21 protein-coding genes are annotated in these 16,496 nt (G+C 43.4%); 15 read left to right on the top strand and 6 right to left on the bottom strand.

Annotated features, from left to right (window positions below):
* Nucleotides 1–3 precede the first annotated feature (3 nt).
* Both ICN48_RS08935 and ICN48_RS08930 read left to right on the top strand, forming a co-directional pair.
* The gene (locus tag ICN48_RS08935; RefSeq protein WP_216153354.1) at nucleotides 4–1,155 is read left to right on the top strand and encodes an HD domain-containing phosphohydrolase; all 1,152 of its coding nucleotides are present in this window, start codon (nucleotides 4–6) and stop codon (nucleotides 1,153–1,155) included.
* Nucleotides 1,156–1,373: 218 nt separating this feature from the next.
* Complete coding sequence (locus tag ICN48_RS08930; protein WP_216153353.1) at nucleotides 1,374–2,582, top strand: integrase; 1,209 nt, start codon at nucleotides 1,374–1,376, stop codon at nucleotides 2,580–2,582.
* On the opposite strand, the gene ICN48_RS08925 is transcribed toward ICN48_RS08930, so the two are convergent.
* The gene (locus ICN48_RS08925) at nucleotides 2,579–3,292 is read right to left on the bottom strand and encodes an AAA family ATPase (protein ID WP_216153352.1); all 714 of its coding nucleotides are present in this window, start codon (nucleotides 3,290–3,292) and stop codon (nucleotides 2,579–2,581) included. The two genes, ICN48_RS08930 and ICN48_RS08925, sit on opposite strands and share 4 nt — an antisense overlap.
* 76 nt (nucleotides 3,293–3,368) lie before the next feature.
* A complete protein-coding gene (locus ICN48_RS08920; protein ID WP_216153351.1) occupies nucleotides 3,369–4,145 on the bottom strand; it encodes a hypothetical protein in 777 nt (258 codons plus the stop codon).
* A 500-nt stretch (nucleotides 4,146–4,645) separates the two neighbouring features.
* Between ICN48_RS08920 and ICN48_RS08915 the strand changes: the two genes are divergently transcribed.
* A complete protein-coding gene (locus ICN48_RS08915) occupies nucleotides 4,646–4,978 on the top strand; it encodes a hypothetical protein (protein ID WP_216153350.1) in 333 nt (110 codons plus the stop codon).
* On the top strand, nucleotides 4,975–5,508 hold the full coding sequence (locus ICN48_RS08910; protein WP_216153349.1) for a DUF6036 family nucleotidyltransferase: 534 nt from the start codon (nucleotides 4,975–4,977) through the stop codon (nucleotides 5,506–5,508). Before ICN48_RS08915 ends, ICN48_RS08910 begins: the two co-directional genes overlap by 4 nt.
* Before the next feature lie 14 nt (nucleotides 5,509–5,522).
* Here the strand turns inward: ICN48_RS08910 and ICN48_RS08905 are convergent, their stop codons facing one another.
* Nucleotides 5,523–6,089 (bottom strand): site-specific integrase, encoded by a 567-nt coding sequence (locus tag ICN48_RS08905; protein ID WP_216153348.1) that lies wholly within the window; start codon nucleotides 6,087–6,089, stop codon nucleotides 5,523–5,525.
* A gap of 241 nt (nucleotides 6,090–6,330) precedes the next feature.
* Nucleotides 6,331–6,864, bottom strand: coding sequence for a hypothetical protein (locus ICN48_RS08900; protein WP_216153347.1), 534 nt, complete (start codon nucleotides 6,862–6,864; stop codon nucleotides 6,331–6,333).
* Between the two features lie 343 nt (nucleotides 6,865–7,207).
* On the opposite strand from ICN48_RS08900, the gene ICN48_RS08895 reads away from it, so the two are divergent.
* The 4 genes from ICN48_RS08895 (at nucleotide 7,208) to ICN48_RS08880 (ending at nucleotide 8,689) form a co-directional block, all read left to right on the top strand.
* Nucleotides 7,208–7,648, top strand: a complete 441-nt coding sequence (locus ICN48_RS08895; protein ID WP_216153346.1) for a DUF6641 family protein — start codon at nucleotides 7,208–7,210, stop codon at nucleotides 7,646–7,648.
* Between the two features lie 74 nt (nucleotides 7,649–7,722).
* A complete protein-coding gene (locus ICN48_RS08890; protein WP_216153345.1) occupies nucleotides 7,723–8,292 on the top strand; it encodes an MltR family transcriptional regulator in 570 nt (189 codons plus the stop codon).
* A 62-nt stretch (nucleotides 8,293–8,354) separates the two neighbouring features.
* A complete protein-coding gene (locus ICN48_RS08885) occupies nucleotides 8,355–8,501 on the top strand; it encodes a hypothetical protein (protein ID WP_216153344.1) in 147 nt (48 codons plus the stop codon).
* A 2-nt stretch (nucleotides 8,502–8,503) separates the two neighbouring features.
* Nucleotides 8,504–8,689: a hypothetical protein gene (locus tag ICN48_RS08880; protein WP_216153343.1), complete on the top strand. Its 186-nt coding sequence runs from the start codon at nucleotides 8,504–8,506 to the stop codon at nucleotides 8,687–8,689.
* Here the strand turns inward: ICN48_RS08880 and ICN48_RS14085 are convergent.
* Together ICN48_RS14085 and ICN48_RS08875 are read right to left on the bottom strand one after the other, a co-directional pair.
* Nucleotides 8,628–9,035 (bottom strand): 4-fold beta flower protein, encoded by a 408-nt coding sequence (locus tag ICN48_RS14085; RefSeq protein WP_370624192.1) that lies wholly within the window; start codon nucleotides 9,033–9,035, stop codon nucleotides 8,628–8,630. The genes ICN48_RS08880 and ICN48_RS14085 overlap by 62 nt on opposite strands.
* Before the next feature lies 1 nt (nucleotide 9,036).
* Nucleotides 9,037–9,333, bottom strand: coding sequence for a GIY-YIG nuclease family protein (locus ICN48_RS08875; RefSeq protein ID WP_216153342.1), 297 nt, complete (start codon nucleotides 9,331–9,333; stop codon nucleotides 9,037–9,039).
* A gap of 395 nt (nucleotides 9,334–9,728) precedes the next feature.
* Here ICN48_RS08875 and urtA point away from each other — a divergent pair, with 395 nt between their 5' ends.
* From urtA to ICN48_RS08840, 7 genes are read left to right on the top strand one after another with little or no spacing between them, the layout of a single operon-like run.
* Entirely contained in the window at nucleotides 9,729–10,988 is a 1,260-nt protein-coding gene (urtA, locus tag ICN48_RS08870) for an urea ABC transporter substrate-binding protein (RefSeq protein ID WP_076024347.1), read from the top strand.
* A gap of 51 nt (nucleotides 10,989–11,039) precedes the next feature.
* Nucleotides 11,040–12,623 (top strand): urea ABC transporter permease subunit UrtB, encoded by a 1,584-nt coding sequence (gene urtB / locus ICN48_RS08865; protein WP_216153341.1) that lies wholly within the window; start codon nucleotides 11,040–11,042, stop codon nucleotides 12,621–12,623.
* Nucleotide 12,624: 1 nt separating this feature from the next.
* A complete protein-coding gene (gene urtC, locus ICN48_RS08860; RefSeq protein WP_216153340.1) occupies nucleotides 12,625–13,767 on the top strand; it encodes an urea ABC transporter permease subunit UrtC in 1,143 nt (380 codons plus the stop codon).
* On the top strand, nucleotides 13,764–14,561 hold the full coding sequence (gene urtD / locus ICN48_RS08855) for an urea ABC transporter ATP-binding protein UrtD (protein WP_215361610.1): 798 nt from the start codon (nucleotides 13,764–13,766) through the stop codon (nucleotides 14,559–14,561). The genes urtC and urtD overlap by 4 nt, the downstream gene beginning before the upstream one ends.
* A gap of 2 nt (nucleotides 14,562–14,563) precedes the next feature.
* Nucleotides 14,564–15,256: an urea ABC transporter ATP-binding subunit UrtE gene (gene urtE / locus ICN48_RS08850; protein WP_011903038.1), complete on the top strand. Its 693-nt coding sequence runs from the start codon at nucleotides 14,564–14,566 to the stop codon at nucleotides 15,254–15,256.
* A 5-nt stretch (nucleotides 15,257–15,261) separates the two neighbouring features.
* Nucleotides 15,262–16,167, top strand: coding sequence for an urease accessory protein UreD (locus ICN48_RS08845; protein WP_216153339.1), 906 nt, complete (start codon nucleotides 15,262–15,264; stop codon nucleotides 16,165–16,167).
* An 18-nt stretch (nucleotides 16,168–16,185) separates the two neighbouring features.
* The gene (locus ICN48_RS08840) at nucleotides 16,186–16,488 is read left to right on the top strand and encodes an urease subunit gamma (RefSeq protein ID WP_076024343.1); all 303 of its coding nucleotides are present in this window, start codon (nucleotides 16,186–16,188) and stop codon (nucleotides 16,486–16,488) included.
* The last annotated feature ends 8 nt before the right edge of the window (nucleotides 16,489–16,496 follow it).

Raw genomic sequence — 16,496 nt, 5'->3', positions numbered from 1 at the left:
ACAATGAAAGAAGACTCAAAATCACATTCACAACTCCTGCAAGAAATTGATGACTTGCGCAGGAAGTGGCTTGATGCTCAGCAAACGCTAGATGCGATACGCGATGGAGCGGTTGACGCTTTAGTGGTTGCTGGTAAATCTGGCGAAAGAATTTTCACGCTAGTTAACGCAGACCACCCATACCGATTGTTGCTAGAGGAAATGAGTGAGGGTGCCTTAACTATTTCAGCAGATGGACTTATTTTATTTTGTAATCAACGATTTGCGGAGATGGTCAAGTCACCAATGAGCACAATTGTTGGCAGTGGCATTTATAAATGGGTAGACCCCGAGAATGACAAGATTCTTGAAGCCTTTCTAAAGGTAGGCTTACCTGAAAAACGACGTATGGAATTGAATTTGCTAAACAAAGATGGAGAGCAAGTACCCATCTATCTTTCTGTTAGCAAGTTAAGTTCAGGTGGAGAAGCGGATATTTACTGCTTAGTTGCCACTGACCTTACTGAAGAAAAGCAACTGCAGGAAATGGTTTCAGCCAAAAAGACTGCATTAGCTGCATTGCAGGCCTCTACAGAACTTGAGCAAAGTTTAGAGGAGTCGATTAAGTCTATTGCCTATGCAGTGGAATCACGTGATGAATATACCGCCGGCCACATGAAGCGAGTCGGCCAATTAGCCCCGGCAATAGCTAGAGAGCTTGGATTATCAGAAGATATGATCCACGGTATTGAATTAGCCTCAACTATTCATGATGTGGGCAAGATTTCAATTCCTGTAGAAATTTTAACTAAGCCTGGAAAGCTAAGTAATGTCGAATATATGTTGATTCAAACCCATGCCGAGGCGGGATATGACATTGTTAAGAATATTAAATTTCCATGGCCTATTGCGCAAATGATCTATCAGCATCATGAGCGGATGGACGGTAGTGGCTATCCTCAGGGCCTCAAGGGTGATGAAATCTTACTTGGCTCACGAATTATTGCCGTAGCTGATGTGATTGAAGCGATGTCGACACATCGCCCTTATCGCTTTGTTTTGGGAATCGATGCAGCGCTTGATGAGATTAAGCAGCATCGAGGCACCCTTTATGATGCGCAAGCTGTTGATGCCTGTATAAAACTTTTTAAAGAGAAAAGGTTTTCTTTTTCTTAGGGAAGGCTTGTATCACCCAAACTTGCCTCGGGTGACTTCTTTGGGTCGTTTTGAGCCTGCCATCAATAAGTGGATTGAAGGTCTGCCTTCTAATCGGTAACAGTCCATCGCCAGCCCTGACCCCGTAGTGTCTGGTCAAACCGACAGTAAATAATTCAGGTCGCCCAAACGTAAATCTGAAATTAAGCTAACAAGTGTCTTGTTAAGTGACGCTTTTAATGAATAATTTATCGCTCTTATTTTCTACCGTTATCACTGATGATGAGCCCATCAAACTCCTTGATGGTGCCATCACCCTCTATAAAAGACCCCATAGTCACCAATGGCAATGCCGTTTTAAGTTATCTACGGGTGCTTGGCATTCCTCAAGTACTGGCTTAGATCAGGTGGCCGAAGCCACAACCCAAGCCATTGCTATCTATGAAACAGTCAAGGTCAAGCTAGCCAGCGATCTAGCCATTAAGACCAAGACTTTTCGGCAATTAGCCACGCAAGAACTAGCTGCTGCTGCCAGGGTAGTTCAAGCCAATCCCAATAAGCGCACTCATGTTGATTACATACACATCTACACCAAGTACTTGATTCCATTCTTTGGTAATTACCAGATTAATGACATAACCCAAGAGCTTGTGGATGACTATGTGGCGTGGCGCATATCCCAGATGGGCAAGAATCCCAAGACCTATACTCAAAGGCGCCATGCTGGTCTTTATAAGCGGGTAATTGAAAGGGCTAGAGAGCAGGGCCTAATCAATCGAAATCGCACCATTCCCTTATTGGAGGTAAACGCTGATAGGGCAGAAATTAGGCCTGCTTTTAATCAGCAAGAAGTCAATTACTTGCTGGAATACATGTGGGACTGGGAGCGTTTTGGTCGCAATCAACGTAGTAACCATATGCGTAGACTGTGCCGGGTCTATGTAGAGTTCTTGCTGGGAACGGGTATTAGGCAGGGAACGGAGAGTATGCCGATTCGCTGGAAAGCTCTGCAGTGGCATTGGATTGGTGAGCAGCGTTACCTAAGAATTTGGGTATCAGGCAAAACGGGCCCTAGATACCTAATCGCAAGACATTTTGTGATCGAGGCTTTAGAGCGGTTAATTGCTTGGCAAAAGCTACCTTATAAGAACCTAGAGGCTGTGATTGAGGCCAAATTAGATAAGAAAGTATTTGCATTTCCCGAAGGAGATGCTCCGCATAGTCTAGATGATGTTTTTGAGCGGCTAATGGTTGAATCTAACTTATTAAAGGATGCTACTGGTAAAAACAGAACCCTGTATAGCCTACGCCATACTTATGCCACCTTTGCTCTAGCTGAAGGTATTGACATACATACCTTAGCCAGGCAAATGGGCACCTCAACACTGATGATTGAAAAACATTACTCAAAGCTTACTCCTATGATGGCGGCCGCCAAATTAGCTTAAGCTGCCATGAGCGGGTTAATTGGCTCAGGCGTTGGCACTTCTAAAATTACTCCGCCAGGATTGCTTGGAGGATTTCGTACCGACCTAACAAAGTCTTCAAGGCGCTCCAATAATTTACGATTGCTAGAGCTTATTTGTAATTGTGCTGAGAGGACTTTGAGTAGCTGATCATCTGGCAGGGCAATACCTTCTTGCTGCAAGATCCACTGCGCTCTGGGTAGCCAATCCTTAGCCGAAACTGGAGGCACTACCAGGCAGCTACTACGATCTCGCAAGGCAATGTCCACTTGATCAATGTAGTTCGTTGTAAAGATGAACTGGGTATGTCCGATCATGTCATCGATTACATCTCTAAACGCGATCGCTGCTTTAGGTGTGAAATTAATTTCATTGGAAATGATGTAATTACGCTTTTGATCATTGATCGTAAACACTTGATAAAACATCGTGTGATCTTCAAAAGTCTGCATGACATCGTTGATGGAATTAAATTCCACTGCTTTAAGACGGGTAACTTCAGCCTTTTTACCTTCAATGGCGTGGGGTAATAGATTGGCAATCGTGGTTTTACCAGTACCAACCCCGCCATGAAGTATTAATGGCTTTAAGTCTCGCCCATTAATGTATTCAGCTAGCTTGTTTTTGAGAGTGATGCTACCTAGAACAACCTCATCGAGAGTCTTAGGTGCATATTTGAGTGCGAAGCTCATGGTATTTCCTTTCTAATTGGGTAAAAGCAGGGGCGGTTGATCAGTCCTAAACCCCTGTCAAATAATGAACAATGGCTTATGCCATCTCTTTGAAGTAGGCTTGGTTAGCCGCTTCAGTAATTGCCGCTTGCGCTGCAAGTTCTGCTTGGGCTTTGATATGCTCATCAACCTTATTGAGTAGTTCTTGCGCAATCTTGCGAATGGCTTGCTCGATCATGGCAGTAGTAGAGCCAGGCACTACGCTTAAGACTTGCGTTTGACCGCTAGCTAGCATCTTGCCAATGAGTAAGGTGTATTCGGCAGAATCAGCTGGATGCGCTAAGGCAGTTTTTGGTACCAAACTCAACGGGTGTTGTAGTTGGTTAACTAATAATTGCTTAACCTCGGCAACCTTATTATCAAGCTGGCTACGCTTTTTAATAGTCTCATCGGTAATACCTTTGGTACTGGCTACTTCCTCAATGCCACCAACCTTGGTTACCCATTCAGCAAAATTGCCAACAGAAACCGCTTCCTTAGCCGCCACTCGTAATGCACGTGAATATGCGCTTGCACGGCGGCGCTCGGCATTAAACACGTATTTAACGAGTAAGGTCAGTACCGGGGTGCTGGTTTGCACTTTAATGCCACGACCTTCTAGGTTGGCTTTAATGCCTTCTAATACAACCTTCTCAGCAGGGCTGCCTTTGATCTCGTAATACATGCCAAGACATTCTGAGAGAAGGGCATAAAGACCCTTATTGGATTTGTCGTAAAAGTCCCGTTGCCATACTTGACGACGGTTTGCTAGTGCATCGAGTTTTACTAATGTTGCACTGGCGATTTCATGCTTTTGATTTGCTGTGATTCTCATGGTGTTGCTCCTTCAAGTTATAAAATTACCAACACGTTTTAGCGAGAATGCTGATGAAACTTTTTGTGTTGATGGAAGCAGTCTAATTTTTTTCGTATTTTTCACGCAAATCAGGACGTTGTTTTATTTCCTTGACAGAAAATTCCGAAAAATCAAAGCCCCATGAACACGGGCTTGTAGGGCGATTTTATTTTTGAGAAAAAATCACCAAAAAACTCTATTTGAAGAAATTTAATAAAAATGATGTTGAAATTTGACTAAGAAGACAGCAACAAATTAGCTCGAAAATGCGGCCAGTTTAAAGAAATATTTTTACTAGGAGATTATGGCTTTTTGAATATCGATTAAGAACTCAGAAGGCATTGCTTTATAAGATCGACGATAGAGGTGTGAACTATTTTTTACTTGGCGGAATTAACTTGATTTTTGCTAAAACAAGCGGATTTTTAGGTCTTTTAGCCGATCTTGCTCTTCTTTTGGCTCCTATATATACTTAAGCTATGCAAAGCGTTAAACCTAATCCATCCCTCTCCATGCGTGCATTAGCACGCAAAGCTGATGCCGAGAAGTACGAAAAACTTGGTAGGTTGCATCGTCACGCTCTGATATTGCTTCGATCTGATCGTCGCAATGATGTAGTACATCAAGCTGAAGTTCGTATTCGGATGTGGGAGGAAAAGGAGTTGTGCAGTCGTTTTTACATTGACTCCTGGAGAAGATTGATAAATGCCGACCCGTCTGAAATGGAGCAAGAGGTTTGTGGTGACGCTCCTCAGGCACATGCGCTTGCACAAAATTCCCCATTTAGCTTTCTGATGAAAGAAGTTCGTTGAACCTGAATCATATTCATCACGTATTAACTGAAGCTAAAAAGATTACCAATCACACTGACTACGTCATTATTGGTAGCCTGACCGCCCTGGGTCTTGAAGTTCCCCCTCCGGATGAGATGGTGAGATCTATTGATGTAGATATGTATCCAAAAGATGATCCCGCTCGCGCAGGTGAGATTGCTGCGATTATTGGTCAAGGTAGTGCGTTTGAAGATGAATTCGGTTATTACGTAGATGCAGCCAGTCCAGACTTACCAACACTACCTGATGGTTGGGAGGACCGCTTTGTTGTTCACGACTTTGGCAATGTGCGGGCGTTATTTCTTGAGTTAAATGACGCTGCAATCTCCAAATATGCTCGGGGTGAAATTAGGGATCGCATTTGGATTAAAGAGGGCTTAAAAGCTGATTTACTTTCAATGCCCACCATTGAGTATCGCTTACGTCAAACCGCTTTCTTGGATGATTTCGAAGAAAAATCGGTTAAGCAACGTGTTGCCGAAGATAAGGCATCACTCAATTTAGAGTAATGCCTTACTTTATATTAGATAAGCTCCACAGCATTTCTCTTTTGTTCATCATTTACATCGATATATCTTTGCGTTACAGCAATCGATCTGTGACCAGCAAGACTGGCTAAGATTCGAACGCCGATGCCTTTATTAGCCAAAGTTGTTATGAAAAATTTTCTTCCCGAGTGGCTACTTCCGCCGCTAATGCCCACATTCTTATAAAGTTGATGAAACCACACGCATAAGCCATTGGGGCTAAAACGTAAGCGATGATCGGTATGAAAGAGTGGAATATCAGCGCCTTTGGCATGTCTTGTTGTGAGGTAGTTGGCCAATTCCCCCTGTAAACGCTGTGATACGAACACGGTTCGGGGGTATTTGCCTTTAGTTTGTGCCGCTGATAAACGGATCTCATTCTTAATCGATCCATCGGGGTTCACTACATCACCCATGGTGAGTGAGGCTATTTCGGCGACACGAAGGCCGCCTAAGAAACTGGTAAGAATGATTGCTCTGTCACGCAAAGCGTATTTTTTGGTACTGACGTAATTAAGAACTTGATCAAGTTCTGCTTGAGATAAGGTTTTTGCTTGTGCCATTTGGTTTTCCTGTCATAAATAAAATGTGCGTTTTAAGTATGTTTCCTTAACGGGAAAAGGTCGACCTCAGTTTGTTTGCTAAGTGTCGTGTAACAGGACAAAAAGACCTTCCAAGAATCAATGACTTACAAATCGGGTTAAGAATATAGTTATTTTCTTAACCAGTATTTGCTTATAAGTATTTAGCAAAATCTACTGAGATCTGTCGTCTTTAGACGACGACCCTAGCTAATGCTTCAAATCACTTGATAGCGTGTTTTTGTAAGCTCTCAAGTGCTTGCTTATGTCCCCCAGAAAATACGCCGTTTGTAGACGGTTTTTGAGGTGAATTTAGCTCGGATTGTGTAGTAGCAATCAGTGCAGGCGTGGGTTTTCCAGGAATTCTGGCAATACAACTACGTACAGGTAGCTCCCAGTATTCATCGATTCCATGCGCAGTATCGTCAATTTGAATGGTGATACGACTGTAGTTCATATCCAAAGACGCATAGCCTTTAACTGCGCTTTTGATCCCAGCTTCATATCGATAGATCCAGCTCATTAAAACCCCATCTTCATTTGCTGGGATATTGCTTAAGCGTCCTGCCATTTCCATATGCACTGGACTCTTAGGGAAATGAAACCAAGCCTCAACTTCCTCAAAATCTACTAAATACTTGGCATAAGGACTGGGGATCTCTAATGTGCCGTTGTAGATAGCTTTGCGATATTGACCTTTACCAAAGGTTGTTCCGTACATTTTGTTTTCCCATAAGCGGGCTGTGATTTCTTTCATTTTTAATCTCCTTGAATGTTGAAAGGAGTCGCGGTGTTGCTTTGAGATGCAAGGAGTAGCAGAGACAAAAGATAGTTGCTGTTGCTTGAGTTGCTGTTCAGAGCTACTCATTTGCCCCCAATACAGCAACTAACTGCATCTCTTACTGCAACTTATTTCTTCTTCGCATCTCAATGCAACTCATTACGCGACTCGTAAATATTTAGCCCTTGTTAATAAAAACCGTATTTTTTATGTCCAAAATGAGCCGATTTGCCTGTGATCTAAAAAGAGGTCGACCTTATAAAGCTCTGAAATTAACTTGTATATAGGCAATCACGCCATTAACCACAAGGAGACGTAAATGAGTCAATTAAGTAGCCTCAACCTAGTAGCAGTCAAAAAGCCCATGCACCAACCAGCCATTGTTATTCGTAGGAATAAGTTGTCTAGTCATTTGTGGGAGCAGATTCAATTAGCAAAAGGGCAGTTATCGGGAACTCCATTTGTATTAATGAAGTTCCGTAGCATTAAGGATGCTCACACAGGGGTGCGTAAGCAAGTAGAGGCTCCTAAGAGGATCAAGCCCTGGTGGTTTAAGACCGAGGAGGGCAAAGTCTGTGTTTCTATTAGGTATGGGAGCTGGACGATTGAGCTAGCAAAGGGAAAGCCCAGCATTCAAGTGGATAGTGCCGAGGACTTAATCAAGGCGCTAGAAACGGTAAAGGTTGCCGTGGAAGCAGGGGATTTAGATGCGCAGATTGAGGTTGCTAGTGCAGGCTTGAGGAGTGGGTTTAAGAGGTGATTATGTGATCATCCATTTGACAGGTTCAGTCCATGTAACATGATGAAGAGTATTTAATTGAACTCAAGGTTACTATGGCTGAATCATACAAATCAAAGCAAGTTGCACCTGAGCATGACTCGGAAAAAGATGAAGTTTTTGGTCAATTTAATAGGCTTCTAAGTTTGACCGCGGAAGAAGACGAGAGAGGGCTAGTTTTATCGATGGCGGCTTTTTCTGAGGAGTGTCTCAGTCGCTTATTGCATGGATATCTAAGGCCTGGAAAACCAGCGAATGACCTTATAGAGGGATTCAATGCTCCTCTAGGCACGTTTTCAGCTCGAATCAAAGCCGCTTACGCCATGGGTTTACTGTCTAGCGAGCAGATGGCAGATCTTGAGCTATTGAAAAAAATACGAAATGAATTTGCCCATAACTGGGAAGGCTGTAACTTTGAGGCGGAGAAAATTAAGAATTGGGTTTTGGAGATGAATCCTAGTCGGTTTCACCCTGATGAACCAAAGACGCTACAAAGTAAATTTCATTTCTCAATTACCTGTGTTTTGGTAGAGATCCAGCATCTATTGAGCACTCTTGGCTCTGGCAAACGTACTGTGCCAGTGGTGGCAGCCCATTTATTTACAAAGCCGCCCATATCGAAATAGTATTTGTAGTCAATTTAAATGCTGATCTTCATACAGAAAAGAGATGTTTGCTAAATATCTATATGAAAAGATATAAAGCGACAGTCAATGCGGCGGGGGTGTGGGTGGAAACCATTCTCTATGCCCAAAATCAAGCTCAAGCATACAAACTGTTTCAAGCTATCTTTGGTGCTAATAACGTGCCACATCAACCATTGCAGATTGGTTAACCATGAGATTCGATGAAATTGCCCCGCAAAAGCCATTAAGCCCCGAACAGGCAAGACTTAAATCAATGAAGGATCGTGTAAAGCGTGATCAGCAAGCCGTTAAAGCTGAAAGGGCTAGACAGAAGATTAAGGCTGGGCAGGCGGAGTTGGGACAAGCTGCTGCGATGGAGGCGGTAACTTTGAAATAGCTCCACTTCTAATTATTTGATCAAGGGATTGTGGGTCTGAGATAGGGTTTGCTACCTGAGATTTTCTCGCTGGTGGATAAGGAACCTTAGTTTGAGGGCTGTGGCGGCACAATGGTCTTCTGGGTGGAGAATTGGGATTATGTTTTTGGGGAGTAATTGACCCAACCTTTATTTCATTTCTGTCATAAAAGACCCCATCTTTGAATATGCATATTTCATGCCCATTCCATCCCACCACAACTTGTCCCTCTACATATGCTGCTGCATGACCATCATATGTATAGATGTCATTGCCATTAAATACGGCTACGGGTACATCATTTAAATCGTAGATTATCGCGCTCATTTCATTTACCTTTTTTATTTTGCGGCGGCTGCTTTGATTTGATGAGCTGCTTTTCCTTCTTTAAGGCCGCTTCTTTAGTTTTTGTATTTGTAATTTTTACCTTACTACCATTTTTTACTGGATCTTTTGCGCTCGTTGGCAAATGCTCTTCCACTCGTCCTTGCATCCGCCCCTTTTTTGCCATGCCGACGTATTCCGAATCACCTTGTTGATTTTTGATATCGTAAACTCCTGGTTTTTCGCTTGATATCTTCCTGATACCAGCTTTTGTGAGGGGCGTGGTTTTTTTGGTAGCCATATTAATTCCTTACGTTTTTTATAATCTTGTCAGGAAAGTGCTATTTAAACAATAGGCCCGACCCTTATTGGCTAAGTGTCGCGTTTCGCGACACTTACAAGTCATTTAACCCCCATAAACAGGGCTAGACTATCAATCCCATAACCGACAAAAAGTTGTCCTAGTTCAAGTGTCCATGGTTCCATCAAAAATGACAAAGTGGAAAATAGGGCATCCCCTTTGTAATTGCATAAATTCCTATTCTTAGTGCAATTCTTAATTTGATGACGCTTTTTTTTGGTGCAGGCGCTCTGTTTTGGTGATTATTTGAATTGGCACCAACATGAAACATCCTCTAATCAATGAAGGCAGTGGTTATATGTGCCCAACTGATTAATTTACTCAAGAGGTGAGACATGAAGCGTAGATCAATTTTGAAGTTGTCAGCTTTGGCTGCGGCTTTGAGTTTTACAGGTTTAAGTCATTTGGCGATGGCTCAAAGCAAGGAGCCAATTAAGGTTGGTATTTTGCATTCACTATCCGGAACAATGGCAATCTCCGAAACATCACTTAAAGATATGGATTTGATGGTGATTGACCAGATTAATAAAAGCGGCGGCGTATTGGGTCGTAAATTAGAGCCAGTAGTAGTTGATCCAGCTTCCAATTGGCCATTATTTGCTGAAAAGGCTCGACAGCTTTTAACTAAAGATAAGGTTTCGGTTGTTTTTGGCTGCTGGACTTCCGTATCACGTAAATCTGTACTGCCAGTTTTTGAAGAGCTCAATGGCTTACTATTTTACCCCGTGCAGTACGAAGGCGAAGAAATGTCTCGTAACGTTTTCTACACTGGCGCAGCGCCAAATCAACAGGCTATTCCAGCGGTTGAGTACTTGATGAGTAAAGAAGGTGGCGGGGCTAAGCGTTGGGTGCTTTTGGGTACTGACTATGTATATCCACGCACAACCAATAAGATCTTGCGTGCATTCTTGAAGTCTAAAGGTGTTAAAGATGATGATATTCAAGAAACATACACACCATTTGGTCACTCAGACTATCAAACTATTGTTGCCAATATCAAGAAGTTCTCTCAAGGCGGCAAGACAGCAGTTGTTTCTACTATTAACGGCGACTCAAACGTTCCTTTCTATAAAGAATTGGGTAATGCAGGCTTGAAAGCGAAAGATGTTCCAGTAGTGGCATTCTCTGTTGGTGAAGAGGAATTGCGTGGCGTTGATACCAAGCCGTTGGTAGGTCAATTGGCTGCATGGAATTACTTCATGTCAGTTAAGAACCCAGTTAATGACGAGTGGAAAAAACAGTGGGCTGCTTACTCTGTAGAGAAAAAGTTGCCAGGGGCTAGCAAGCCTTTGACAGATGACCCAATGGAGGCTAGTCGTACCGGTATCTTGATGTGGAAAGCGGCTGTTGAGAAAGCGGGCACAACCGATGTTGATGCTGTTCGTAAGGCAATGATTGGTCAAAAACTTAACACTCCAAGTGGTTATCTTGAGGTGATGGGTGCTAATCACCATTTATCTAAGCCGGTCATGATTGGTGAAATCAAGGCAGACGGACAATTCAACGTAATCTACAAAACTCCAACAGCTATTCCAGCCAAACCATGGAGTCAGTATATCGACGGTAATGCAGGCAAGCCTGATTCAGTACAGTAATTTTCAATAGAAATACCCTCCCTCAATTGGGGGAGGGTTTTCACAATCACCATGAAATTTCCAATCTTTTCAAAACTAATCCTTTCTGCTGCTTGTGTATTGGCATGTGGGATTACTTTTGCAAAAATTAATGTTGCAGATTTAAAGCCCCTGTTTAGTGATAACTTTGATGCCAAAGTTAAAGTGGTCCAAAATTTATCTAAAGAAGGTAGTCCCGAAGCCTTAGAAATTCTTCAGGCTCTCAGTGCAGAAAGCCTTTTCTTGTCGCCCCAAGGTGTTGTAGTTCAAAAGGGCGATCAATATTTAGATCCCTTAACCGGACTAAGTGTTTCAGTCAAGCCGGATGAACTGCAAGACGTTATTCTGAATAATCAACTGCGCGGTAAAGTTGATAATGCCTTGCTAGGTTTACAGCTAGCTTCTGCAGATCCACAGATTCGCGCTAAGGCAGTCGACTCTTTAATCAAGGATCCCGAGCCAGACACCTTCCCATTGGTTGAAAACTTACTGGCTACCGAAAAGGATCCTGCGCTCAAGCCAAAAGTACAGAAGCTCTGGGCGCTCCTTGCTTTGCAATCTGACAATCAAGAATCAAAACTAAAGGCAATTGAACTCTTAGGCGATAGTGGTGATCCACAAGTTGCTGCATTGCTGGCGCCTTTGGCAAAAGAGGGTGGCCCAGTGCAAGAGGCGGCTGAAAAGGCTTTAGCCAAAATTAAGAAGTCTGAGTTTAGCGGCGAAATCCTGGGTAATGTGATCGCTGGGTTTAGTTATGGAAGTATTTTGTTACTTTGCGCTTTGGGCTTGGCGATTACTTATGGCTTGATTGGCGTCATCAATATGGCGCATGGCGAGTTCCTGATGGTTGGTGCCTATGCAACTTATGTTGTGCAGGGATTTTTCAGGCAATATGCTCCTGGCTATTTAGATTGGTATTTGTTATTCGCTTTGCCGGTTGCTTTTATTGCCGCCGCCTTAGTGGGTATTTTGATCGAAAGAACGGTCATTAAATTTTTATATGGTCGTCCGCTAGAAACCTTATTAGCCACCTTTGGCGTCAGTTTGCTGATGATTCAGATGACCAGAGCTATTTTTGGCGCTCAAAATGTCGAGGTGGCTAATCCAACGTGGATGTCTGGTGCCATGCAGGTACTACCTAACTTGGTTGTGCCCTATAACCGGATCATTATTTTTGCTTTTGCGATTGCGGTAGTAATCGTGACTTGGCTAGTATTAAACAAAACTCGTCTAGGGCTTTTCGTCAGGGCGGTTACTCAAAACCGGACTATGGCTGCATGCGTGGGTGTCAAAACAGTGCGCGTGGATATGTATGCCTTTGCATTTGGCGCAGGCATTGCCGGTCTTGGTGGTGTAGCCCTCTCACAGATTGGTAACGTAGGTCCCGATCTTGGTCAAAGCTATATTGTTGATTCCTTCATGGTGGTGGTACTCGGTGGAGTAGGTCAGCTTGCAGGCACTATTTATGGTGCATTTGGACTTGGTATCACCAGCAAATTATTAGAGCCATTTATTGGTGCCGTATTGGCCAAGATTGCTATCTTAGTGTTCATTATTATTTTTATCCAAAGACGTCCTCAAGGCCTCTTCGCACTGAAAGGCAGGAGCGTTGATTAATATGGATATTAGAAAGCTTGCTCCTTCATCTAGCTTTAGTTTGGCAATTCCTGAGCGTGAATCCATACTCAGCAAGCGTGCCTATATTGCCTTAGCAGCATTGACACTGTGCGTATTAATTGGTGTGCCAATATTTTCTTTGCTGGTTCCCGAGACTAGTATATTCTACATGTCTGCTTATGCGCTTAGTTTAATTGGCAAAATTATGTGCTTTGCAATTGCGGCCTTAGCGCTTGATTTGGTTTGGGGTTATTGCGGAATATTGAGTTTGGGGCATGGATTGTTCTTTGCTATTGGCGGTTACATCATGGGCATGTATCTCATGCGCCAGATAGGAACTGAAGGTGTATACAAAAGCGAATTACCTGACTTCATGGTTTTCTTAGACTGGAAAGAGTTACCTTGGTTTTGGAAAGGGAGCGATCATTTCTGGTGGATGCTTTTGATGTTGATTCTGGTTCCTGGAGCGATTTCTTGGGTGTTTGGATACTTTGCTTTTCGCTCCAGAATTAAAGGGGTTTACTTCTCCATCATTACCCAAGCCTTAACATATGCCGCTATGCTTCTTTTCTTTAGGAATGAAACGGGCTTTGGTGGCAACAATGGTTTCACGGACTTTAAGCGGATATTGGGTTACTCCATCAGCGCGCCAAGTACTCGCGTCACACTTTTCATTGTTACCTTCTTAGTCCTGTTGGGCAGTTTTATTCTTTGCCGAGCCCTGGTGACCTCAAAAATGGGAAGGGTGATTACAGCGGTACGGGATGCAGAATCTCGTTTGATGTTTTGTGGGTACAACCCCTTAGGTTACAAACTCTTTATTTGGGTTCTATCTGCCATCCTATGCGCCATTGCTGGAGCTTTATTCGTTCCGCAGGTGGGCATCATTAATCCTGGAGAGATGTCTCCAACAAACTCGATTGAGATGGCGATCTGGGTAGCAGTAGGTGGCCGCGGCACCTTGCTAGGTCCAATTATTGGCGCATTTGCGGTGAGCGGGGCTAAGAGTTTTTTTACCACTAACTTTGCAGAATATTGGCTGTTTTTCTTAGGAATGATGTTTGTATTGGTGACCTTGTTTCTACCGAATGGATTGCTGGGTATCTATCACAAATTCGTTGTTAAGAAGGGTGGGTCAAAATGAGCGCTCACTTTCTTGAGAAGGGAATCGATACTTCTCATACTGGAATCCTCTATGTGGATGATCTATCGGTCAATTTTGACGGTTTTCAGGCCATTAATAAATTGTCATTGACGATTGATGTCGGCGAACTGCGCTGTGTGATTGGGCCCAATGGCGCTGGTAAGACTACCTTAATGGATGTCATTACCGGTAAAACTCGCTCTAACATTGCCGATATTGATGGCTCCGTTTATTTAGGTTCGACCATTGATCTTATGACCATGAACGAGCCACAAATTGCCCAAATTGGCGTTGGCCGTAAATTTCAAAAGCCCACGGTATTTGAGCATCACCCTGTTTGGGAAAATCTTGAATTGGCAATGGCTGGAGATAAATCATGGCATCACTCCTTGATTGCTAAAGTAGATCTAGAGGGCCGTCGTTTGATGGAATCAGTGCTTGCCCTTACACAGTTAGAGTCAGAAGCTTATCGTGAAGCTGGCCTTCTTTCTCACGGTCAAAAGCAACGCTTAGAGATTGGTATGCTTCTAATGCAGCAGCCCAAGCTGTTATTGCTTGATGAGCCCGTTGCAGGGATGACGGACGAAGAAACAATGCGCTTAGCTGAGCTTCTAAATTCATTACGTGGTCAATGCTCGATGATGGTAGTTGAGCATGATATGGAATTTGTTGCTGCTTTAGCGGGCCCAAAAGGTAAGGTGACTGTATTGGCTGAAGGTTCAGTTCTAGCCGAGGGCACTTTGGATGAAGTAAAGCGTGATGAACGCGTAATCGAATCGTATTTAGGGCGTTAATCATGCTTATCGTCAAAGATCTCAATCAATATTATGGCGGAAGCCATATTTTGCGTAATGTGAATTTTGAAGTCCCCAAAGGTCAATTAACCAGTTTGCTTGGGCGAAATGGCGTTGGCAAAACCACTTTGCTCAAATCGCTCATGGGTGTGGTGAAAGTAAAGACTGGCTCGATTGCTTGGGATGGAAAAGAATTGGCCAATCTACCCCCGTGGTCTCGGGTGGACGGTGGATTTGCCTATGTTCCTCAGGGTCGAGAAATTTTCCCAAGACTCACAGTCGAAGAAAACTTGCTCATTGGAGCGGCAAAATTCTCAAGCCCAAAAAATATCCCAGGATATATTTACGAGCTATTTCCAATTCTGTCGGATATGAAGGCGCGTCGGGGCGGTGATTTGTCAGGTGGCCAACAACAGCAGTTAGCAATTGGGCGTGCATTGATGTCTCAGCCAGAGTTGATCATTTTGGATGAGCCTACCGAGGGTATCCAGCCATCTATCATTCAGGACATTGGGCGCTGTCTTCGTAAATTAGTCGATGAGATGGGCATCACTGTTTTATTAGTAGAGCAGTATTACGACTTTGCAAAAGAGCTCTCAGATAACTATATCGTGATGCGCCGCGGTGAAGTCGTCGCGCAAGGCAAAGGTGCTGATATGGATCTCAATGGTGTTCAGGAGATGATTTCGGTTTAAAGTGGATGCTGAATTCACTGAAATGGTTTACCCACATGTTTTTGGCTCCAGATAACGCAGTAAAACAGCTATTTAGGTCTCTAAGTCCTAGTTGGCTAGCCAAACTGAGCCTATCTTATGAGCGCACTGTAATTGGCACTGTACTAAAGAAAAGTTTGCATGAGGGGCCACTGCGAGTTCAAAAAGCTTTATATCCCGAAGGTGATGATATTTGCCACACTGTCATTATTCACCCGCCAGCAGGTATCGCAGGCGGAGATACCTTAGATATCCAGGTTGCTGTTGGCAAGGGTAGTCATGTGGTTCTATCTACTCCAAGTGCCACTAAATGGTACAAATCATTTAAAAATCCTGCTACTCAAAATATTCAATTTGAGCTGGGTGAGAATGCAAAATTAGATTGGCTACCTCAAGAGAATCTTTTTTTTAAAGGCGCAAACTCTAACGTTATTACCAGGATGAGCCTTTCATCGAATGCTTCATTTATTGGTTGGGACGCCCTGATGTTAGGACGCCATGCCTCTGGCGAGGAATGGTCTAGTGGCCACATTCATATGCTCAATGAAATAAGGCGTGATGGAAAGTTAATTTGGATGGAGAACGGGCATATAGATGCCGAAGATCAATACTCCAGATCTTTACCTCAACTAGGGTCTTGGCCTGTTTGTGCAACTCTATGGGCCGTAGGACCAAGGTGCTCAGCTAATTTAGTTGAAACCTTTGCTGAGATGATGACTTGGACTGATTCATTACGGGCTGGGGTGACGTTGATGCCACAAGGCGTCTTTTTGGTGAGGGCAGTCTCTAGTGATATGGAGATAGCTAGAAATTTTATGATTGATGTATGGTCTAAATTAAGACCGATAGTTCATGGTGTGCCAGCTCAGCCATTACGGCTTTGGGCTTCTTAGGATTGTTATAGGTGAGATATGGAATTAACTCCACGCGAAAAAGATAAATTACTAATATTCACAGCGGCACTCTTAGCGGAGCGCAGAAAGGCTCGAGGCCTCAAGTTGAACTATCCGGAATCAGTCGCTTTAATTAGCGCTGCGATTATGGAGGGTGCGCGTGATGGCAAAACGGTCGCACAACTGATGCACGAAGGGCAAGCGATACTAGGTCGCGAAGATGTCATGGAAGGGGTTCCAGAAATGATTCCAGATATTCAGATTGAGGCAACATTCCCTGATGGAACAAAATTAGTCACAGTTCATAACCCGATTGTTTAGGAGCAATA

The organism is Polynucleobacter sp. JS-Safj-400b-B2 (assembly GCF_018881975.1).
Lineage (GTDB): Bacteria > Pseudomonadota > Gammaproteobacteria > Burkholderiales > Burkholderiaceae > Polynucleobacter.
Note: the sequence above shows the minus strand (reverse complement) of the source record. Positions and strands in the feature narration are given on the sequence as shown.